The organism is Hahella sp. NBU794, from assembly GCF_050749805.1.
Taxonomy (GTDB): Bacteria; Pseudomonadota; Gammaproteobacteria; order Pseudomonadales; family Oleiphilaceae; genus Hahella.
Genome location: NZ_CP192738.1, coordinates 1,946,829 through 1,968,248, shown reverse-complemented (window position 1 = coordinate 1,968,248; position 21,420 = coordinate 1,946,829). Strand labels below are relative to the sequence as shown.

Annotated in this window: 17 protein-coding genes; 11 read left to right on the top strand and 6 right to left on the bottom strand. The window is 56.0% G+C overall.

Annotated elements, in window-relative coordinates:
* Positions 1 to 52 precede the first annotated feature (52 nt).
* Positions 53 to 625: an NUDIX domain-containing protein gene (locus tag ACQYWX_RS08880; RefSeq protein ID WP_431688536.1), complete on the top strand. Its 573-nt coding sequence runs from the start codon at positions 53 to 55 to the stop codon at positions 623 to 625.
* A 6-nt stretch (positions 626 to 631) separates the two neighbouring features.
* On the opposite strand, the gene ACQYWX_RS08875 is transcribed toward ACQYWX_RS08880, so the two are convergent.
* From ACQYWX_RS08875 to ACQYWX_RS08865, 3 genes are all read right to left on the bottom strand, one after another.
* Positions 632 to 856, bottom strand: a complete 225-nt coding sequence (locus ACQYWX_RS08875) for a DUF2835 domain-containing protein (RefSeq protein ID WP_431688535.1) — start codon at positions 854 to 856, stop codon at positions 632 to 634.
* A gap of 108 nt (positions 857 to 964) precedes the next feature.
* Positions 965 to 5,827: an NAD-glutamate dehydrogenase gene (locus tag ACQYWX_RS08870; RefSeq protein WP_431688534.1), complete on the bottom strand. Its 4,863-nt coding sequence runs from the start codon at positions 5,825 to 5,827 to the stop codon at positions 965 to 967.
* Between the two features lie 370 nt (positions 5,828 to 6,197).
* Entirely contained in the window at positions 6,198 to 6,656 is a 459-nt protein-coding gene (locus tag ACQYWX_RS08865; RefSeq protein WP_431688533.1) for a hypothetical protein, read from the bottom strand.
* A 413-nt stretch (positions 6,657 to 7,069) separates the two neighbouring features.
* Here ACQYWX_RS08865 and ACQYWX_RS08860 point away from each other — a divergent pair, with 413 nt between their 5' ends.
* The 10 genes from ACQYWX_RS08860 to ACQYWX_RS08815 all read left to right on the top strand — a co-directional run bounded on the left by ACQYWX_RS08860 (position 7,070) and on the right by ACQYWX_RS08815 (position 16,563).
* A complete protein-coding gene (locus ACQYWX_RS08860; protein WP_127969437.1) occupies positions 7,070 to 8,029 on the top strand; it encodes an AAA family ATPase in 960 nt (319 codons plus the stop codon).
* A 29-nt stretch (positions 8,030 to 8,058) separates the two neighbouring features.
* A complete protein-coding gene (locus ACQYWX_RS08855) occupies positions 8,059 to 8,985 on the top strand; it encodes a DUF58 domain-containing protein (protein WP_431688532.1) in 927 nt (308 codons plus the stop codon).
* Positions 8,985 to 9,449 carry a DUF4381 domain-containing protein gene (locus ACQYWX_RS08850; protein ID WP_431688531.1) on the top strand — a complete coding sequence of 155 codons (465 nt, stop codon included), beginning with the start codon at positions 8,985 to 8,987 and terminating at the stop codon, positions 9,447 to 9,449. The genes ACQYWX_RS08855 and ACQYWX_RS08850 overlap by 1 nt, the downstream gene beginning before the upstream one ends.
* Positions 9,443 to 10,477, top strand: coding sequence for a vWA domain-containing protein (locus ACQYWX_RS08845; protein WP_431688530.1), 1,035 nt, complete (start codon positions 9,443 to 9,445; stop codon positions 10,475 to 10,477). The genes ACQYWX_RS08850 and ACQYWX_RS08845 overlap by 7 nt, the downstream gene beginning before the upstream one ends.
* Positions 10,474 to 12,471, top strand: coding sequence for a vWA domain-containing protein (locus tag ACQYWX_RS08840; protein WP_431688529.1), 1,998 nt, complete (start codon positions 10,474 to 10,476; stop codon positions 12,469 to 12,471). The genes ACQYWX_RS08845 and ACQYWX_RS08840 overlap by 4 nt, the downstream gene beginning before the upstream one ends.
* Positions 12,465 to 14,201, top strand: coding sequence for a BatD family protein (locus tag ACQYWX_RS08835; RefSeq protein ID WP_431688528.1), 1,737 nt, complete (start codon positions 12,465 to 12,467; stop codon positions 14,199 to 14,201). Before ACQYWX_RS08840 ends, ACQYWX_RS08835 begins: the two co-directional genes overlap by 7 nt.
* 13 nt (positions 14,202 to 14,214) lie before the next feature.
* The gene (locus tag ACQYWX_RS08830) at positions 14,215 to 14,817 is read left to right on the top strand and encodes a DUF6940 family protein (RefSeq protein ID WP_431688527.1); all 603 of its coding nucleotides are present in this window, start codon (positions 14,215 to 14,217) and stop codon (positions 14,815 to 14,817) included.
* A 186-nt stretch (positions 14,818 to 15,003) separates the two neighbouring features.
* Positions 15,004 to 15,855: a substrate-binding periplasmic protein gene (locus ACQYWX_RS08825; protein ID WP_431688526.1), complete on the top strand. Its 852-nt coding sequence runs from the start codon at positions 15,004 to 15,006 to the stop codon at positions 15,853 to 15,855.
* A gap of 126 nt (positions 15,856 to 15,981) precedes the next feature.
* Entirely contained in the window at positions 15,982 to 16,284 is a 303-nt protein-coding gene (locus tag ACQYWX_RS08820) for a hypothetical protein (protein WP_216737792.1), read from the top strand.
* Between the two features lie 63 nt (positions 16,285 to 16,347).
* Positions 16,348 to 16,563 (top strand): dodecin, encoded by a 216-nt coding sequence (locus tag ACQYWX_RS08815; RefSeq protein WP_127969428.1) that lies wholly within the window; start codon positions 16,348 to 16,350, stop codon positions 16,561 to 16,563.
* A gap of 71 nt (positions 16,564 to 16,634) precedes the next feature.
* Here the strand turns inward: ACQYWX_RS08815 and ACQYWX_RS08810 are convergent, their stop codons facing one another.
* The 3 genes from ACQYWX_RS08810 to ACQYWX_RS08800 all read right to left on the bottom strand — a co-directional run bounded on the left by ACQYWX_RS08810 (position 16,635) and on the right by ACQYWX_RS08800 (position 21,374).
* Complete coding sequence (locus ACQYWX_RS08810; protein WP_431688525.1) at positions 16,635 to 17,804, bottom strand: FAD-dependent oxidoreductase; 1,170 nt, start codon at positions 17,802 to 17,804, stop codon at positions 16,635 to 16,637.
* Positions 17,805 to 18,066: 262 nt separating this feature from the next.
* Positions 18,067 to 18,540, bottom strand: a complete 474-nt coding sequence (locus ACQYWX_RS08805) for a VOC family protein (protein WP_216737794.1) — start codon at positions 18,538 to 18,540, stop codon at positions 18,067 to 18,069.
* A gap of 185 nt (positions 18,541 to 18,725) precedes the next feature.
* Entirely contained in the window at positions 18,726 to 21,374 is a 2,649-nt protein-coding gene (locus ACQYWX_RS08800) for a family 20 glycosylhydrolase (RefSeq protein ID WP_431688524.1), read from the bottom strand.
* Positions 21,375 to 21,420 lie beyond the last annotated feature (46 nt).

Sequence of the window (21,420 nt, the reverse complement as noted above, 5' to 3'; positions counted from 1 at the left end):
ACTCACTCTTATTATTTCGAGCCACTGAGCTTTGTCGCACAAGGAATCCATTATGTCAGACTCCCCTGAAATCAATCCCTGGCGCACCCTCTCCAGCAATCAGGTTTATGTTAACCCCTGGATTCAAGTGGAGCACCGGGAGGTCATCGCCCCCACCGGCAAACCCGGCATTTATGGCGTTGTGCACATGAAGAACAAGGCGGTCGGCATCGTGCCGGTCGATGACCAGGGCTACACCTGGCTGGTGGGACAGTATCGCTATGCGACGGAGTGCTATTCCTGGGAGATCCCAATGGGCGGCGCGCCTCACGACGAATGGACGGCGGACGCCGCGCGCAGAGAGCTGCAAGAGGAGACGGGACTGATTGCCGACGAGCTGTCAGAGTTAATGCGCCTGCACACCAGCAACTGCGTTACTGACGAACAAGGCGTGGTGTATGTCGCGCGCAAGCTTACGCAAGTCGGTTGGAATCCGGATGAAACGGAAGAGTTAAAAGTGCGACAACTGCCCCTGCAAGAAGCCGTAGACATGGCGCTGAGCGGCGCAATTACGGACGCTATCAGCGTCGCAGCGTTATTGAAAATTGCACTTCAGCACCCGGACTGGCTGACGCGAAGCGAATAAAGCCGGCTAGTAAGCCAATTGCTCAATGGAGTGAAATTTATTGGCGTCATCGAAAGTGATGACGAATGAACCCCGGATACCCTCTCGGGTTACGAAGCGCTGCAGGATATTGGCGGGGAATTGAACCCTGAGCCCTTCCCGGCTTATGGCGTTGACGTTTTTCGCGCTACCGCGATAAACGTTCAAATACTCCTCTACGGATATATGGATGTCGACGATAATTTGCCGCATCTCCAGACCACTCTGCGGTTACTGATTAGTTCTCTAAAAATAAACCGGCGCAGCCCTCCTGCTCAAGTAGAGCGAAGCGCTGCGCCGGCGTTACGTTACGTTACGTTATCAGATCTTAGTGGTGGCGTGCGAAGTGCTCTGCGCCAGATCCAACAGTTCACGCAGGGCCACAGAGTACATGGGGAACTCTGGATCTTTCGTCGCTTTCAGCTCGGTCAACATACCGCGCCAGCGCTCAATCAGGTCCGTATTGCACTCTGACCAGGCGTCAATACGCTGATCAATATCTTCCGGCGCGTCTGTCATGCGCAGGATACCGACCGTCAGAGCACGCTGCTGCCAATCGAGATCCTCACGGAAGCTCTCTCTCGCCAGCGCCTGCCAATGCGTCGCAGGCTGCGCGATATTGAGCTGATGCCCGAACCACTGCATATCCAGCCTTTCGCCCATACGGAAGAACATACGCGCCACGTAATCCAGGCTGGCGTTGGTCTGCTCTTGCGCTTCAATGATGCCCAAAGCGGAGTACAGGTACGGCGTTCCCGCGACTGTCGCAGCCAGCTCATCCGGCACGCCGGCCTGACGATAGCCGTCATAGCGCTCCTGCCACAGCTTGAGCTGGTCGCCGGAGAGAAGTTCCTTGAAGTGGTGCGCGATGTAGTCGATGCCAGTGGAGAATTTGTCCATGTTCTCCATGACATTCAGTTCGCTGCGACGATTTCTCAGGAACCAACGGGTCGCTCTGCGCACTAAACGGATCAGTTCGGACATCATTGCGATCTGCATGCCGCTGCCGACTTTATAATCCAAGGCTTCGATCGCCGCCCACTGATTCTGCACCTGGAAGACGTTTCTGGCGATAACGTACGCCTGAGCGATCGCCGCCACCGGCGCGCCAGTAGACTGACGCAGACGCTCCACAAAGGTAATGCCCATGTGGTTGACCATGTCGTTGGCGACCTGAGTGGCGATAATCTCGCGACGCAGACGGTGATCGCGCATCTGACGACCAAACTTATCCACCAGCATCTGCGGGAACTCGGTGTGCAGTTCGTTAGCCAGATACTCATGATCCACCAGATCGCTGTCGATCAAGGTCTCTTTCAACCAGCCTTTGACGTAGGAAATCAGCGTACAGAGTTCTGGTCTCACCAGTCCGCGCTTCATGGATTTACGCTCGGTGATGGTTTCATCATCCGGAATAAATTCCAGGCCGCGATTCAGCTTACCAATAGACTCCAGGTGGTTGATCAAACGACGGTACTCTTCAATGCGGGTCGCCGCATCAGTCTCCGCAATACTCAGCGCCTGGGTCTGACGGTAGTTGTTCATCAACACCAGATCTGCGACGGAGTCAGTCATGTCCGCCAACAACTTATTACGCTGCTTCATAGTCATATCGCCGCCGGCGACAATCTCGTTCAGCAGGATCTTGATGTTAACTTCGTGGTCAGAACAGTCCACGCCGCCAGCGTTATCAATAAAGTCAGTGTTCAGGCGACCATAGTTGAGGGCGTATTCGATACGGGCCAACTGGGTCATACCCAGGTTGCCGCCTTCGCCGATGACTTTCACCTGCAAATCGCTCGCGTCGACCCGCAGCGCGTCGTTGGCTTTATCGCCTACGTCTGCGTGCGACTCTTCTGAGGATTTCACATAGGTGCCGATACCACCGAACCAAAGCAGATCAACCGGAGCCTTCAACAACTGCGAAATCAGCATGTTGGGAGGCAAACGGTCCTGCTTGATGCCGAAGCGCGCCTTCATTTCAGGGCTGATCGGAATCGACTTGGCGTTGCGCGAGAATATACCGCCGCCCGCCGAGATCAGTTTGCTGTCGTAATCCATCCACGTGGAGCGCGGCAGTTCGAACAGGCGCTTGCGCTCTGCGAAGCTGGACGCGGCGTCCGGGTTCGGATCAATAAAGATGTGCATATGGTTAAAGGCGGCCACCATGAGAATATGCTCAGAACGCAACATGCCGTTGCCGAACACGTCTCCGGACATGTCGCCCACGCCCACCACAGTGAAGTCGTCAGTCGCTGTATTCACGCCCATTTCACGGAAGTGACGCTCAACAGAAACCCAGCCGCCGCGAGCGGTGATACCCATCTTCTTGTGGTCGTAACCCTGGCTGCCGCCGGACGCAAACGCATCGCCCAGCCAGAAGTTGTACTCTTCCGACAATGAGTTGGCGATGTCGCTGAACGTTGCAGTACCTTTATCCGCCGCCACAACCAGGTAATAGTCGTCTTCATCGTGACGCACCACATCCAGAGGCGGAACCACTTCGCCGCTGGACAGATTATCGGTGACATCCAACAAGCCGCGAATAAAGGTTTTGTAGCAAGCGATACCTTCGTTCAGCATGGCTTCGCGATCATTCTCAGGCAGCTGCTTGGCGACGAAGCCACCCTTGGCGCCCACTGGTACGATAACGGAGTTCTTGACCTGCTGCGCCTTCACCAGACCCAGCACTTCCGTGCGGTAATCCTCAAAGCGATCGGACCAGCGCAGACCGCCACGGGCGACTTTACCGCCACGCAGGTGCACGCCTTCCACACGAGGGGAATAAACGAAGATTTCGAACATCGGCAGCGGCAGCGGCATTTCTGGAATGTCGCGGGGGCTGAATTTGAAGGACATGTATCCCTTCACGCCGTTGTCTTCGCCGCGTTGATAGTAGTTGGTGCGCAGCGTCGCCTTGATCAGTTCGACAAAACGGCGCAGTACGCGGTCTTCGCTCAAGTGCTCCACTTCGTCCAGAGCCTGGTTGATCTCAATCTCCAGCTTCTGTTGCGCAGCGCCGCACTGGGCTTCGCTCTGAATTTTCGCTGGATTGAAACGGGCTTCGAACAGCTCGTAAATGGACTTGGCGATATGGACGTGGTTGACCAGGGTATTGGCGATAAAGTCCTGGCTATAGCTGAAGCGAATCTGACGCATGTAACGGGCGTAAGCGCGGAGCATGGCGATCTGCCGCCAATCCATCTGCGCCGCCAACACCAGGCGGTTGAAGATGTCGTTCTCAGCTTCATTGGTCCACACTCGCAGAAACAGCTCTTCGAACTTCTTGCGAATTTTCTGGATGTCGATCACTTCGCCGCCACGGCTTTGCAAAGAGAAGTCATGAATCCAGACCACTTTGCCGTTACGGTCAATCGCTTCAAACGGGTGCTCGCCCAACACTCTCAGACCGAGGTTTTCAAACAGCGGCAGCACGTCCGATAACGGCACTTGCACAACGCCGTGGAAAAGTTTGAAGTGCAGAATGCTTTCGTCTTCTTCCAGTGCACGATAGAAACTCATCGCCAGCGGACGCTCATCGCTCAATGAGGCGATATGCTCGATGTCGATCACCGCGCGGCGAGGTGAAAATTCCTCTCTGTACGCGCCATTGAATGCATTGGCGTACAGATGAATATAGGAGTTAGCCTGTTCTTCGCCATGCGCTTCGTACAAGCTCTCCATCAGGCCATCCTGCCAGGACTGAGCGGCGGCGATGATGCGTTCTTCCAGCTCAGCCGGACGCAGGTCGCGACGCTCCGCTTGCGGTACGCGCAGATTGAACTGCGTACGCGCCAGCACGGACTCGGAGAAATAAGTGGTGAACTCTACGTCTTCCGCGCCGGTGGCTTTAACCAGAATATCGGAAATGCGCAGACGCAGATCGGTGCTGTACAGATCTCTCGGCACATACACAATGGCGCTGACAAACTGTCCGTATACGTCCTCGCGAATAAACAGGCGAATTTTGCGACGCTCCTGGATATACAGAATACCCATAGCCACGTCGAACAAATCATCGCGCCCCAACTGGAACAGCTCATCGCGAGGATAAACCGCCAGAATTTGATCCAACTCTTTACCCGCGTAATCGCTGGGGTTGAAGCCAGAGCGCTTCAGGACGTGTTTAACCTTACGTCTGACCAATGGGATATCGTCAGGACGCTGGTGGTAAACCCGTGAGGTATACAGACCCAGGAAGCGACGCTCCCCGATAACTTCGCCCTGCTCGTTGAACTTCTTCACTGACACATAGTCAGGATAAGCGGGACGGTGCACCCGCGAGCGCTGCGACGATTTGGCGAAGGTGAAAATCTCGGATTGCAGCATCTGACGACGGGCTTTCTGCGGCAGATCGCTCATCTTCATCATTGCGGGACGTTCTGGATGGCTCTTCAAGATACCCAGTTCAGAACCCGCAACCTGCTGAATGATGGTGTCCTTGCCCGCCTTCTTGAATTGATACTCGTCGTAGCCAAGGAAGGTGAAATGGTCTGCCGCCAGCCACTTCAGAAACTCGCTCGCTTCTTTTAAATCCGTCTTTTTGACATTGGGAATATCTTTCTCGAACTCGCTGATGAGCTCTTGCGCGTGCGACTTCATTTTTTCGTAGTCGCCCACCGCAGTGCGCACTTCTCCAAGAACTGTCTCCAGTTCATCTTTGATGCGCTGGTGATCAGCGGGATCGTTATGACGATCGATCTCCACATACACCATGGACTCGCCCAGCTCCCGCGCCGGCTCTTCGTCACGGCCGATAACGCGTTTGAGTTTGGCGGAACTGTCACGCTCGATGTACAGAACCGCATGCTGAATGGAGTGCAGCGTCAACTCCATGCGGTTCAGCCCCATACGCACCGAGTCAACGATAAAGGGAATGTTGTTGTGAAGTATGCCAATGACAGTGTGGGTGGATTGCCAGCCGTGCGTTTCCAGGTCCGGGTTGAATACGGTGACCTTGGGCTGGTCTTGATGATGATCTTGCAGGAAGTGCCAACAGGCGACGACTGCGCCGTAGATATCCGCCAGACGGCGACTACGGATTTCGTCCAGAGGCGACATTTCGAGATAAAGCCGGGCGAACCGGTTCACATCCTCCGCTAAGCCAGGTTCCAGTTTCTTTTTGAACTCCTCCTCTAAAAGCTCAAAAAACTGCTCCCTGGTCTCTACGCTAATCTGCTTCATTAAATTTGCACCTTTTTATTATTGGCTCAAAAAAGCAACGACCCCAAAACTTCTTTTACAACGAGGCAGTGAACTGAAAGAGATGACGCCTGCAGTTTTAAGAATAGTTCAGGTATTGAAATCTGTTTATGCTGTTTGGGAGCCAAGAGCCTAGCAGGGCGGATACGCGTTTTTAATACAGTTTAGTACCTACTACAAAAGATCAAAAATCGTCGCTAACGAAATTTTTTTCTTATTTTTATCATAGAGTTGCAGAGCACACTTTGTGGAAAAGCGCCCCTGCGTCGCCTCTACGATAAGTGGAAATACCTAGGCAATAACACGCAGGAAAAAGAACGGATTTTAACCACCCCATTTAGCCGCCGCGTTATCAGACCTCTTCGACTTTAATATTTGGATATGACGCCTGTATTTTACCGATCAGCGTTTTGATATGAGGCAGGAATTTTTTGGCGAAGGGAGCTTCCTTTGCATAGGGGTAGGCGCCTTCAAAATACACAAAAGTACTGCTGTAACGTATCAACTCGACTTTGGAAATTATTACTTCTATCGGATGCGTCTCTTTACGCTCAGGACAAAGATTAAACACCACCCTATCCCCGTCATACGACAACAATGCGTCCAACACCCAGCGATATTTGGTTCGTCGCGCAATACGCCAAAGCGCGCCCAATCCAAGCAAAATGGCCAACAGACCCAGCACCGGATAGGGACTCCATAAGTTATGGCCGGATGTAAAAATCAATAGCCACACAGCCCCAAGCGCTATTTTTTCCAGCCACAAAGACGTCTTTTCAGAGGCCACTTTTCTCCATCGTTCAACTTTCATAATTCCGCCGTTTACAACCACTATTCCAATTACTACTACTGCGATTCGAAATGAATATCAGGTCGCGCAGTCTTCTTAATCAAGGTTAAAAAATCTTAACCACCCTTGAATCAGTATTCTACAGCACGCACTTTGAAAACATGAGAGTTAGGCAGCTTTGGTTTCTCATTGCGCAACGGGCTTGTCGCTTGAGAACGACTGCTGGAGTCGCACCGATAGTTTATTGTTATGACGAATAATTAATAACGAAACAATGTTAATTATTGCAGAATGCTTTCACGTTGGCGCTGGACGCCTGCAGCCGAGTTTCCTAACATCTTAAGCCCGCTACAGGCCCGGAACCTCCGGCGGATGCGTCGAGGGTTTGTTGACGTTTTTGGAAGAACTACGCAAACACTGGTATTAGGTTAAGCATGTCCTTACAGGCCACTCTTCTCGATCTAAAGAACCAACTCAGTGAATCCATTATCGGACAGTCGCACCTGCTCGATCGGTTGCTGATATCTCTGCTCGCTGACGGCCACTTATTGGTCGAAGGGGCGCCCGGTCTCGCCAAGACCAAAGCAATCAAAGAACTGGCTTCCAATATTGAAGGCGACTTCCAGCGCATTCAGTTCACTCCCGATTTACTGCCCGCGGACATCACCGGCTCCGACATTTATCGTCCGGAGACCGGGAACTTTGAGTTCCGTAAAGGCCCGATTTTTCACAACCTGGTGCTGGCGGATGAGATCAACCGCGCCCCCGCCAAAGTGCAAAGCGCGCTGCTGGAGGCCATGGCGGAGCGACAGGTTACCGTGAGCGGACGCAGTTATCCGTTAAACGGCCTGTTTATGGTCATGGCCACGCAGAACCCCATCGAGCAGGAAGGCACGTATCCATTGCCGGAAGCGCAGCTGGACCGTTTTCTGTTGCATGTCCGCATTGATTACCCGGACTCAGAGTCCGAGCTGAACATTCTGCGTCTGGCTCGCCATGAGGCGGCGGGGCCTAAAGTCAAAGAGACTCAACCTCTGGAGCAGGAAGCCATTTTCCAGGCTCGCAAAGAAGTATTGAACGTCTATATGGCCGACTCTGTCGAGCAGTACATCGTTCAGATCATCATGGCGACCCGTTTCCCCGAAAAATACGACGCCAAGCTGGCGGAGTGGCTTGAGTACGGCGGCAGCCCTCGCGCCACTATCGCCCTGGATCGATGCGCCCGCGCGCACGCCTGGCTGAACGGCAAAGATTTCGTGGCCCCTGAAGACGTGCAGGCGATGGCCTTCGACGTTCTGCGCCACCGTCTGATCACCAGCTTCAAAGCGGAAGCGGAAGGGGTATCGACAGACAAGGTCATCGCCCGTTTGCTGGAGCAAGTTCCCGTTCCCTGACATTAATCCTGCAGCGCCCACAGGACACAATGAATCAACATCGCGTTTACTGCCAATTGGATGAACTCATTCAACTGCGCATCGCCGCCGCCCGACTCAGCTTGCGCTTTGATCCGCGCAAACTGCAGCAGCAGGCGGGGGCGCACTTGTCGCGCTTTCGCGGGCGCGGCATGGATTTCGCCGAATATCGTCCTTACCAGGAAGGCGACGATCCCCGCTCCATTGACTGGAAAGTCACCGCCCGCCGCAGTCGCCCGTTCACCAAAGTTTTTCACGAGGAAGTTGAGCGTCCGATACTGATTCTGGTGGATCAGTCCATCAGCCTGTTTTTCGGCAGCCGTCGCGCCTTCAAATCCGTACTGGCGGCGGAAATCGCTTCTCTATTGGCCTGGGCCGGTCTGGCGCAAGGCGATCGTATTGGCGGACTGGTGTTCTCTCATTTGGGACATCAAGCGCTGAAGCCCTCCCGGCATCCCCGTCAGGCACTGCGTATTCTGGAGTGCGTCAACTCGTTCAATCAGGCGCTGAGCCTGCAGCAGAGCGACGCCAAATTCAGTTTTAACGATGCGCTGCTGGAGTTGCGCCGTATCGCACGCCCCGGCAGCCAATGCTTTATTATTTCCGACTGGCGCCAGTTCGACGCCACCAGCAAAAATCTGCTGTTCGATCTGCGCCGACACAGCCAGGTATTGCCGTTTCAGGTATTTGACCCGTTGGAGCAGACCCTGCCGCCCGGCAACTTTCGCATTACCGATGGAAGCGCTCACCTGGATCTGGACACCCGCAACGAGCGCCTGTCCCAGCGTCTGAAAAATGAATACGAGCAGTGGCAAAACCAGTTGCTGCAGGAGCTCGCCTCGATTGGCCTGGCCTGCGCCCGCCTCTCCACCTGGGATGATCCAGCGGAGAAGCTGTACCAGCTGCAGTTCTCCAACGGCGCACGAGGAGCCGCCTGATGGACCCGACGCAATCCTTACAGTTGCTGGATATCATGGAGCCCTCCCCTTCCGGCTGGTGGCCGTTGCCCTGGGGATGGTGGTTCGTAATTCTGGAGTGTTTTTTCGCCCTGGTGGGGCTCATCTGGCTCGGACTGTGGCTGTATCGCCGCCACAAGCGCACCAAAGCCTCGTTGACCGTACTGGAACAACACTGGCGCGAATTCAATGACCATGGTCGTCCCGGCGATTTTCTCGCCAACGTCAATCTGGTACTGAAGCGTCATTGCCGCACCTTGGGCCTGCAAGCCGCTCTGCCGCTATCCGGCGACGCCTGGGGAGCTTTCCTGAAGCAACGTCTGCCCGCAGGTCAGCACAGCCATATCGACGCCTATCTGCGAAGCCTGTACAGCCCGCGTCCAGACCTGCCCCCAGACGCCGCCTACAAGGCCGCGCAGCGCTGGATAAGGAGGCTGCGGTGCTGACCCTCGCCTGGCCATGGTTGTTGCTGGCGCTCCCCCTTCCCTGGTTAATCAAAAAGCGCCATAAGAAAGAAGAAGGACGCAATCTGGCGTTGCGGGTTCCCTTCTATCAACAGGCAGCGCTGGTGCTGGAAGGCGCCGATGCCGGTTCAAGCAATGCGCCCAGCGGCCGCTGGAGCGCGATACTACAAGTCCTCGCCTGGACCTTGTTGGTGCTCGCGGTTTGCCGACCGCAATGGCAGGGCGAGCCCATCCCCATGGACTACGAAGCCCGCGATCTCATGCTGGCGGTGGATATCTCTCCCAGCATGCAGGAAACTGATTTGCAGTTGAAAGGCTATCAAGCCACCCGGCTGGACGTGGTAAAGTCCGTGGTCACCGACTTTATCCAGGTCCGTCAGGGGGATCGTCTGGGATTGATTCTGTTCGGCGCCCAGCCTTACATTCAGGCGCCGCTGACCTACGACCTGATTACAGTAGGCGAACTGTTGAATGAAGCCACCCTGGGCATCGCTGGCAACGCCACCGCCATTGGGGACGCCATTGGACTGGGAATCAAGCGCCTGCGGGAGCGTCCCGCCGACTCCCGAGTACTGGTGCTGCTGACCGACGGCGCCAACACCGGCGGCGAAGTCTCCCCCGAACAAGCCGCCAAACTGGCCGCCGAAGCCGGCATTAAAATCTATACCGTCGGCGTTGGCGCAGACGAAATCATTCGCCGCGGCATCTTCGGCTACCGCAAGGAAAACCCTTCCGCCGACCTGGACGAAACCCTGCTGCGAAGCATCGCCGACCAGACTGGCGGCCAATACTTCCGCGCCCGCAATACCGGGGAATTAGAGCAGATCTACGAATCCATCAACCAATTGGAGCCGATCAAACAGCAGCAGCGTTTCTTCCGTCCTAAAACAGAGTGGTATTGGGCGCCCTTATTGGCCGCGCTCGCCCTGTTGTCAATTTGCTGGCTGGCGCCCGCCCTCGCCGGATTGACTCGCCGGAGCGCGCCGACGCAGCTGGAGGAGGCGCCATGATGGAGTTTTTGACGCAATTTCACTTCCTACGCCCCGCTCTGTTATTGCTGGCGCCGGCGTTACTGGCGCTGCTGTTTCTTATGCGTCGTCGCAGAAACGGGCAAAACTCCTGGCACACCTTACTGCCGCCGGAGTTTCTCGCCGCGCTGAGCGAGACGCCCCCGCAAACAGTAAAACGCAGCAGCTTCTGGTTGTGGCCGCTGATTCTGGTTTTATCCGTCGTCGCATTGGCCGGCCCCACCTGGTCGAAACAGGAAACGCCAGTCACGCTGAAACAGGAAGCGTTGGTGGTCACTCTGGATTTATCTCTTTCCATGCTGGCGACCGACCTGACGCCCAATCGCCTGACCCGCGCCAGACAGAAAGTCTATGATCTGCTTGACGCCCGTAAGGAAGGACAAACCGCACTGGTGGCGTTCTCCGGCAGCGGCCATGTCGTGGCGCCGTTAACCGAAGACGGCAATACGCTGCGCGCCATGCTGCCTGCGCTGGACCCGTTTATCATGCCTGAAATGGGCAGCAACGCCGCCGCGGGTATTGAATCCGCCCTGAGCGTCATCAAACAGGCTGGCGCCGCCAACGCCCGCATTCTGTTGATCACAGACGGCGTTGAAGAAGTGGATGTGCAGCCGATCAATGACCAGCTCAGCAAAGCCGGCGTATCCATTTCCGTCCTGGGCGTCGGCACCGATGACGGCGGTCCAATCCCTATTCCCAACCGGGGCTTTATCAAACAGGGCGACCAGGTCGTTGTGGCGAAACCGAACTTTGCGTTGATGCGCGAAATCACAGGACGCCCCGGCGACCGTTTCAGCAAAATGACGCTGGACAACGCTGACCTGCGTCGTTTGTTGCCCAGCGCCAATTCCACGCATTTCAAAGACGCCAATGAGGACAGCACGCTGCAAGGCGAGCAATGGCATGACGCCGGCTACCTCCTGCTGTTAATCGTGATTCCTCTGCTGCTTTGGCAATATCGTCAGGCTGGCGTCGCATTGTGTCTGCTGGTCCTGCTGGCGAAACCGCAAGTCTCTCACGCGTTGGAATGGGAGAACCTCTGGTCCACGCCGAATCAGCGGGGCTGGGAATTCTACCAGGATAAACAATACGAGGACGCCGCGAACGCCTACGACAGCCCAATGGGTAAAGGGGCCGCCTATTTTCGCACCGGCGACTACGCTAAAGCGGAAGCGGAATTCGGCAAACTGGATTCGGCAAACGCCCATTACAATCGCGGCAACAGTCTGGCCTATCAGCAGCGCTACGAAGAAGCGATCAAGGCTTACGACGAAGCTTTGAAACGCGATCCAGAGTTGTCAGACGCCGAGGAAAACAAACGTAGGCTGGAAGAGTTTCTGGAACAGCAAAAGCAGCAACAGCAACAGAAGAGCCAGGACCAGAATAAAGATCAGCAGCAATCGGATCAGAAGAACGCGGACCAACAACAGAGTCAGCAGCAGAACTCATCGGATTCGCAAAAGAATCAATCCAACTCGCAGCAGCAAAACGGACAACCCTCCGATCAGGACAACCCAGGGCAACAGGGCCAACAAGGCGGAGATCCAGGGCGGCGGCAACCGCAAAATCAAAATGCGGATAAGCAGGACGGCTCCTCCGCCCAGGATGCGCAAGAACAGCAAAATGCGGAACAGGCGCAAAACGGGGACAAAGAAGACGAGGCTGATCCCAAAGACGCCGCCTCCAAAGCCGCCAGCGCAGAGCAACAAGAGGCCGACAAAAAAGAGGACGGCAAAGGGGCTCAGACAGCCGGAAAGGTTGACGAACCTGAAGACGCCACGGATAAAGAGCCGTCGGAAGATGCAGCCGCCGCCCTATCAGACAATATTTCATTGAAGGACCAGCAGACAGAGCAATGGCTGCGCAGGATACCTGACGATCCCGGCGGCTTGCTGCGCAGAAAGTTTCTGCAACAATATCAACAAGGCTCGCGTCCTTCTTCGTCCAAACAAGACAGCGGTAGACCCCTATGGTAACTCCTGTAAACCGGATTTTATGCCTGCTCATGCTATGTGTTCTCAGCCTGGGAGCCTGGGCTGAGGACAGCCTGAACGTCAGTGTGGACCGCCAGGAAGTCAGACAGAATGAATCATTGCAGCTGACGATCACCAGCAAGCTGGAAGTCGACTCCGCCCTGGATTTCTTCAATTTGAACACCTTGTCCGTACCGCAACCGGATGTCGGCGAGCTGGACAAAGACTTCGAGGTCATGGACCGTCAGCAAAGCTATCGGGTGCAGATCGAGAACAACAAGAACAACTCCATCATCACCTGGGTCTACACCCTGCTGCCCAAGCGCAGCGGCGATCTGGAGATTCCAGCGGTCAAGTATAAAGACAATGAGTCTCAGCCGATCGCCATCAAGGTGGTTGAGACCAGCCAGCAGGCGGTAGCGAAAGAAGAAAAGCCCGTCTTCCTGGAAGCGGAGGTGGACAACAAATCCGTCTACGTGCAGCAACAACTGATTTACACCATCCGCCTGTTCTACAGCGACGATATGCTGCGTGGCGAGTTGACCCACCCTGACCATCCCGACATTCTGGTCAAACAGCTGGGCAAGCAAAAGGAATACACTCGCTACGTCGGCTCCCGCCGCTTCAGCGTGGTGGAGCGACAGTACGTTATCTTCCCCCAGAAAGCCGGCAAGATCGCCATCCCCGAGCAGATTTTCACTGGGACCCTGGCCCAGCGCCGCATCGGTCGCCGTTTCTACAGCGAGGAAAAATCGCCTGCTGTGGAGATAGACGTCAAAGCCCCGCCCGCTTCATTTTCCGGCAAACAATGGGTGCCGGCGCAGAGCCTGAGCATCCGTGACGTGTGGAGTGATCCGGCGCGGGAAATCAAAGTCGGCGACTCCTTAACCCGAACCATCAGCGTGCAGGCGCTGGGCATCGAAGGCGTACAGATTCCTCCTCTCGATAGCGCCAGTGCGGACGGCGTAAAAGTCTATCCAGAGCCTGAAAGTATCGACACGGAAGAGCACGCGGCGGGCGTCACCGGCCAGCGTAAGGAAACCCAGGCCCTGGTGGCGATCAAGCCGGGAACCTACACCCTGCCCGCCGTCAGCATTCCATGGTGGGACGTGACCAATGATGTGGAGCGCGTAGCGACGCTGCCGGAACGCACCATTACTGTATTGCCCGGCGCTCAATCCGCCGTCGTCAATACGCCTGCCGCGCCGTCGCAGACAACGCTGGCGGACGACAAGACCGACTTAAGCCTGGACTCAACGCCTGAACCGTTGTCCTCGCCCACTTCCGTCCCGTCAGACTCTGGCGTATTTTGGCCCACCCTATCCGGGCTGCTGCTGATCGCCTGGCTGGCCACCTTATACGCCTGGTGGAGAAAGCCGACTATCGTCAAACCTGTCATGCGAGAGCATCCGCGCCAAGGCGCCCAGCATATCGAGTTGAGTCAGTTGAAGAAGCTGGCGAAAAGCGATGTCGTCAAGTTCGTGGACCTGTATACCCGCTGGCTGCAGCAAGCCGCCCTGGAACAGCGCTATGCTCACCATGTGCTCAATCAGCTGCGCGAACTCAGTCGGGAGCCGCTCAACCAGCTGCAGCGCGATCTGTATGGGCCGAACGCCCATGCCGCCAATGCGGATTTAAGCGAGTTGGCGCTGAAGCTGGTGGCGAGCAGCGAGCAGGCGATCAAAGCCGAGTCCAATAACCAGGGTGAGCCCGCGCCCCTGTACCCCACTTAGGCCACCCACCCTCATGGCGGATTTCAGCGTAGAAGCCACTCGACTCGCACACTATGATGGCTGTCGGTATGCCCTGTTTCATCAAGGAGCCCCGCTCAGCTATCTCGAAGCCTTACAGCTTCTGGAGGAGAATCCGGCGTTCCGAGCGTTCTTCAATTCGATTTTCGCCTCCGCCGACAGTTCCGGCTATTTCTGGGAATCGCCGCCTTTATCCAGCGCCAATGAGAGCCAGGCTTGTGAGTTTGTCTTGATCAACAGCGGCCCGCTCACACGTCTGCAGCCGGACTGGCGGCCTTTCGCCAAGCCGTTTCGCGCCTCTCGTCAGTCCGATCTGGTGGCCGCATTCAACAATCTGGGCGGCGACGCCCGTCTGGTGGCGCCTCGGCCGCAGACAAAACACTGCGACTACGCTCATCTGGCCCGCTTTATCCGCAATGCGCCGCCGCAACAGGTGGATGCTTTCTGGATATACCTGGCCAGAGAAACGCTGGCGCGCATTGGCGAGCAGCCCGTCTGGCTCAGCACCGCCGGCCTTGGGGTGTCCTGGCTTCACGCGCGCATCTGCGTCACGCCCAAATACTATCGCTACGCGCCCTACGCTGCGCACCCCGCGTAATTCACCGCCCGGAAATATTCCCATCACCTGCTAAACTTAATAGATGCGCAGTATTCTCTGTGTCTACCAGTGACTGATTCCTCCTTCATTCACAATAGTCTGAGGGAGTCGCCAGTCCCTGATCCAGCCGCCAGCAAGGGATGTTGTCAAGGAGGGTCCCGGTATTGACGCTTAGAGGCATATTGATTGACTCACATACTTTTTCTAACGCAGCGCTACCTGGCCGGACTGATCTGTCTGCTGACCGCCATCTCGTCTGCGCCAGCCTGGGCTCAAAAAGAAACCGTTAAGCTCAAGGTCGCTCACTTCGTCGAAGCCGGCAAAGACGGCGCTTACTATAGGGAATTAATAGAAAGCGCACTAACGCAGGCGGGCTATGAGTACGAAATTACTACCTCTCAGCCATTCCCGCAGAAACGCGTCATTCAGATGCTGGACAAAGGCGACGTCACTATCGCCTGGATGCTCCCCACAGCGGAGCGCGACAATCACCACGTCCGGGTGCCGGTCCCTATCACCAATGGCTTGATCAGCAAGCGGATTATGCTAATCCCGGAAGGTCGTCAGGCTATTTATGATCAGGTTCGCGATCTGGAGGATTTTCGTAACCTGAACAAAGTGGCGGCAATTGGTAAGGCCTGGTACGACCGACGCGTCTGGGAGCATAACCGTCTGCCGGTAATGATCTTCGACGGCGACTGGACCGCAGCATTTCGCCCGCTGGCGCAGGGAAATCGCGGCATTGATTACTTCCCCCGTGGAGCGAACGAAATTATCCGCGAGTCACACAAGTACCCCGGCCTGGACATTGAAAAAAACCTGTTGCTGCAATATCAAAGCGATTTCTATTTCTACCTTTCTCACGACGCCCAGTCCCATGTGGACGCGATGACGGACAGCATGAATCGCGCGCGCAGCAGCGGTTTGATAGACCGTTTAATAGAGAAATACTGGGGAGAAGACCTTGCCGAATTGAACTTGTCGCAACGCAGGGTTATCCATCTGGACTCGCCTCCCGAAGAAACCTCGTCACCTTGAGTGGCGCGCGCCCTCGCCCCTTCTCTCTCCTATTTATCACTCTCTCCCCTCGCCATGATCAAGCCTTCAAACCGGAGCGCTTAGGGTTTATCCTTGCAGCCCACAACATCAAAGGGTTTCAGAATTATGAGCAACGTTAAGTACAAAGTGGACGGCGTGGAAGTCAGCGTTGAAGAGTTTCGTCAGGATGAAGACAGAAGCGCGGCGGAAGACTTCCTGGTCAACGCCTACCAGGAGACCTTGGGCGACATGGTCTGCTCCGAGCACGGCGAAAAAACCGGCTACGAATTGAATTACGAGTCCGAGAGCGGTCAATGCAAAATTCGCACGGAAGCCTGCTGCGAGAACTTCGACCGAGATCTTAACATGGCGTTGATGATGAAGATGTCCGAGCAGGCGGAAGCAAACCGCTCCGACGACGACATTTAAGCAAGGACATTTCTTGCTACACTGACGAAGGAGCGTCCGTCATAGAAACAAAGGAGAGTTCACATGTCAGATCATCATACCTACAAGAAAGTGGAAGTGGTCGGTTCATCCAAGAACAGCATTGATGAAGCCATTCAGAACGCCATTCGGGAGTGCTCCCGCACCATCAAGCACCTCGAATGGTTCGAAGTCACGGAAACCCGCGGCCATATCGTCAACGGCGAAGTCGGCCACTTTCAAGTCAGCCTGAAAGTCGGCTTCCGTATCGAGAACAGCTAAGTTTTACCTGAAATACCGAGCTGCGATCTATTCTTCAGGGCCCTCAGGGGCCCGGCATGCGGCGGCGCAAGCTACGCATTTAAAGGCAGACCACGTCCCCAGAATTGCGCCATCCCTTTGGCGATCTCTGCAAAGTTTGAACTTTTGCTGTTGGCGTTTCTCGCCTCGCAAAAGGATGCATCCGTATTAAACAGCGCTGCGGCCAGGGAGCGCCCCGCCCGAATGATATCCGCCGTCTTTTCCGAGCGCAGAGCGGTGAAAGCCGTAAACGCCGCATCCAGGTCGCGGGGATTTTCTTGCAGACAGTTCGCCAAATGCCAGGCGTCCTCCAATGCCTGACAGGCGCCTTGCCCAGACGTAGGCAGCGGCGCATGGGCGGCATCGCCAATGACGATCACATTGCGTTTATGCCATAACTCGATAGGATCATGGTCATGCACATAGACCTTATGAATGCTCTCAATGGGGGTCTCTTCAATGACCTTGGCGACAGGCGACGGCCACGCGGAAAAGACCGATAGCAGCTCCTTTTTGTACAGCTCCGGATTGCTCTTCTCTATGGACTTACTGACTATCGCACCCGCCCAATACGCCGTCCGTTTGCTGACCGGCACGATGCCGAAACGTTCCCCCACGCCCCAGTAATCACGCACCGCCATATCAGTGAAGACATCCTCTTGCGCTTCATAAACCCCCACCCAGTTGATAAAGCCCTGATATACCGGCCGACTGTCGCCATGCACGTAGCGCCGTGATGGGGAGTCCATGCGCCCGTCGGCGCCGATGACCACATCAGCCATCGCCTGCGCGCCATTTTCGAAGCGGATGCAGCTCCGGTCCCGGCCCTCTTGTTCAATATCCGCTACCGCATGGCCATAGCGAATTTCGACTCCCAACGCATCTAGCTTCGCCAGCAAAGCCCTTTGCAGATCCCGCCGCAATACAGACAGGCTGGGATAGCCCATACGCCGATTGATATCGAGAATGTCTAGGGAGCCAAGCTCCTCGCCGTGGAGAGAAAGTCTACGCATATGCGTGGGACGTCCAGATAACGCGGCAATATCATTCAGAACGTCAAGCTGATCGAGCACATAGGCTGCATTTGGCCATATCACAATGCCCGCGCCGACATCCGTTGGCGCTGAACGACGCTCGTATATCGCCACGTCAAAACCCTTTTGCGTCAGCGCAATCGCCGTGCTGACGCCCGCGACTCCGCCGCCCAGTATGGCTATTTTCATCCCGCGTTTTCCTTCTGATTCGATAAGTCCCGTCGCAGACGCAGGTCATGCGCATGACCGTCCACCACGCTGAGACTTCGATAAAACCACGTCCATCAGGGAATAAAAACACGACTTTAGGTCAGTGCGACGAGTCAAGCCCCGCTTACCAGAACCAACATCCGAAGTGATTGGGGGGAAGGTAACAAGGGGAGACAGGGAGAGAAGTGAAAAGCAGCCGGAATCCATGACACGAGGACTCCGGCATGCGTCCTTATGTGCGTCAGCTTTGGCTTTCCATGAATTTCTTCGCCCGCTCCGCCAGTTCTTGTTCACTGACATCTTCAATATGAGTGGCGATATGCCAGACATGACCAAAAGGGTCCTCCAGGCTGCCGCTGCGATCGCCGTAGAATTTGTCTTCAACCTTTAACCGCTCTTTGGCGCCGGCGGCTATCGCCCTGGCGAAGGTAGCGTCTACATCGGGAACGTACAACATCAATGCGACGGGGCTTCCGCCCAGCGTTTGCGGGCCAACGAATTTCATTTCGGGGCACTCATCGGAAAGCATGACGCGGGAATCGCCAATCTTTATTTCCGCATGCCCAATGGAGCCATGTGGGCCATTCATACGCATGATTTCTTCAGCATCAAAAGCGCGTTTATAAAACGCCAGCGCGTCAGCGGCGCCTTTGACAATCAGATAGGAAGTGACGGAATGATAGCCATCCGGGATGGGTTTCACTTGCTTGCTCATAGGACCTCCGTGGCAGGATTGCGTGTATCCGAATACAGCGCCCTATTCGTACTCCTACTGCAGCATGTCATTGATCCGGAAAAGGCATTGTCCGCCTGAATAGAAGTCTGCGCAAGTGACAAAAAGACACCCCGGAGTTCCCAGCAAAAACTCCGGAGTGTAGGTCAAGAATTACCAATCCGCGGCTAATTCAGCTCCACTGTGCGGCTGGCGCGACCCGAAGGGGTAAATGTTTTCAGTTTAACGCCGCCGCTGACGGCGACGGGCCCGTCATACAGTGGCGATTCGGTTGTTGGCTCGGAGCCGTCCAGGGTGTAACGGATCTCCAGACCGGGGAAGGACAAGTTCGCTTCCAGCATGCCGTCAGCCACCTTGGCGCCGGGAGGCGGCACGCGGAAGTCATAACCGCCGTTCCAGCTGTCCAGACGCTTGAGGTCATAGGCGCCGACCCGCGCGGCGAATCCGCTCCAGGCTTGATTCAGCCCGCTCAGACGTTGCGCCTGATCCGCTTCGTTCGCCCAATCCGGTTGCGGCGACCAGCCCCTCTCCGCCAGTCCCAGCAACTTGGGCAGCGCCAGATAGAACAGGTCAGCTTCTGTTTTCACGTTCTCGCTCCACAGTTCGCCCTGCACGCCGAGAATCATGTCCTGTTTATCCGCCGCCAGACGGGTGCGGTCGTTCCACATATCGTCCGTCAACGGGTTGCCCATGCGATCCACCCACGCGGCTTTGAATACATCCATCGGCGTGAATTCATACACGCGACGGGTGTCCACAAAACCGGCCCAGTAATAACCGGGTTCTTCCGGGTCTTTCTGGTAGGCCAGGTCGAAGTACAGGTTGGTGGCGTTGGCCAACACCACCGGGTAACCGGCGTTAGCCAGTTTGTAGGCGTTGTCTTCTGTGCCCCAGCCCCACACGTTGTTCCACACATAAGGAACCATGATGCCGCCGACAAAATGCGGGTTGACCACTTTGCCGCCGTCTTCATGCATGAACGCCAGTTCTTCCCAGCCGGCGATCTTGGTTCCGTGGGCGGCGACGATGCCGGTCACGGTGGCGTTGAAGAAGCGGTTCAGCATCTCCACGTCGTCCGCGCTCAATTCCTCTGAACCGAACATACGGGTACAGGCGGGAGATTTTTTCCAGACGCCCGCCGGCACTTCATCCGCTCCCACATGGAAAGCAGGCATGCGCAGGCCGGCCTGACGGTACATGCGCGACACCTCGCCGACCACTTTGTCGATGAAGAAGTAAGTGGTTGGCATACAAGGGTTCACGACGTTGTCCTTCCAACCCTGCACAGACTTGTACTCCGACTTGTCCTCAGGATCGCTCAGCAGGAAGTTTCTGCCCTGATAGGGCTTACCCGCGTCGGCGAACTGTTTGGCGCGGGATTCCATGGACTTTATCGCCGCTCTGGCGTGCCCAGGCAGATCGAACTCCGGCACCACTTCGATATGACGCTCAGCCGCGTAACGCAGCAACTCAACATATTGCTGACGGGAGAAGTACCCGGAGCCATTATTGCTGTCCGCAAAGGGTCCAGAGCCGAATGAGGGAACCAGATTATCCAGCTCGTTCTCGGAATGTCCCCGTTTACCGCCGACGGAGGTCAACTCAGGCAGGCCGGGAATCTCCAGACGCCAGCCTTCATCATCGGAAAGGTGCAGATGCAGTTTGTTCAGTTTGTACAGCGCCATGACGTCGATAAGCTTTTTGACGCTTTCGGGCTGGCTAAAATGTCTCGCCACATCCAGATGCATGCCCCGGTACGAAAAACGCGGCGCGTCGGAAATTTCCACCACCGGCAGACGCACAGGCAATCCGCCGCCCTGATAGGTTTCCAGAGGAAGCAGGCCCAGCAGCGATTGCACGCCATAGAACATGCCTGTAGGAGAGTCCGCCGCGATGCGTACGCCGGAAGCCGCGCTGGTGCTCAACTGATAGCTTTCATCGGAGCCAGGACGCCCATGACTTTGCGCGCCTTGCAAACAGATGGCGTTGGCCGCGTCGGTGCAGCGACGCACCACTTCCACCGGCACGCCCAGCGCTTGAAGCTGGCTTTGCAGATAGCGTCCTTCACGCATGAAACGACGATCGAAGTAGAGTTTGAAAGGCGCCGCGACAGTGAGGCTCTCCGCCTCATTCACAGTCATGGACGCCGGCGTCGGCAACAACGTTGGGCCAGTTTGCGCCGCCGCCAGATATTGGCGGTTGCGCTCAAAGCGCACTTCCGCCGTGTCCAACGGCATATTGTCGCCATCAAAGCGTTGCGTTTGCTCCGGCGTAGTTTGCGCGCCCAGCGTCACGTCAGTGATCGCCTCAACGCTCTGGCCGCCGGCGCCGTCGTTCTTAACGATATAAAAGCCAGCCGGGGCGTCGGACTTACTGATCGCCCAGAAGCTGGCTTTGAGTTGAACCTTGAGAGACTCCCCCGCTTTCAGGCCGGTGAAGCCCGCCGCCGGAGTGAGTTTGAAAAAGTCGCCGTTGATGTGCTCGACATTGAATTGATCCGATGGCGTCACCGCCAGCACATCGCGCACAAAGTTGAAATAGATGGTCCACCCGGACGCTTCCAGGTCCGTGGCGCCGCGGTTATGAATGGTCAAATCCGCCAGGAAGCTGTTATAGCTATCCTGCAAATTGTCCGTCACCTGCCAAGTCACCCCCAATTCCGACACCGTCTGCGCCGACTGCTGCGCATCAAAACCAGTGGGCGCCGCAGCGGTATGCAGAGTTTCCGCCGCTGCGTTTTGCGCCTGCATTGCGGCCAGCATGGCCACACACAGAGATAAACGCTTCAAGCGGGTTTGATTTCCTCGGTATGTCATAAGAACGTTCTCCTTTATATGCCCTTGGAGGCGTTGCGTTGTTACA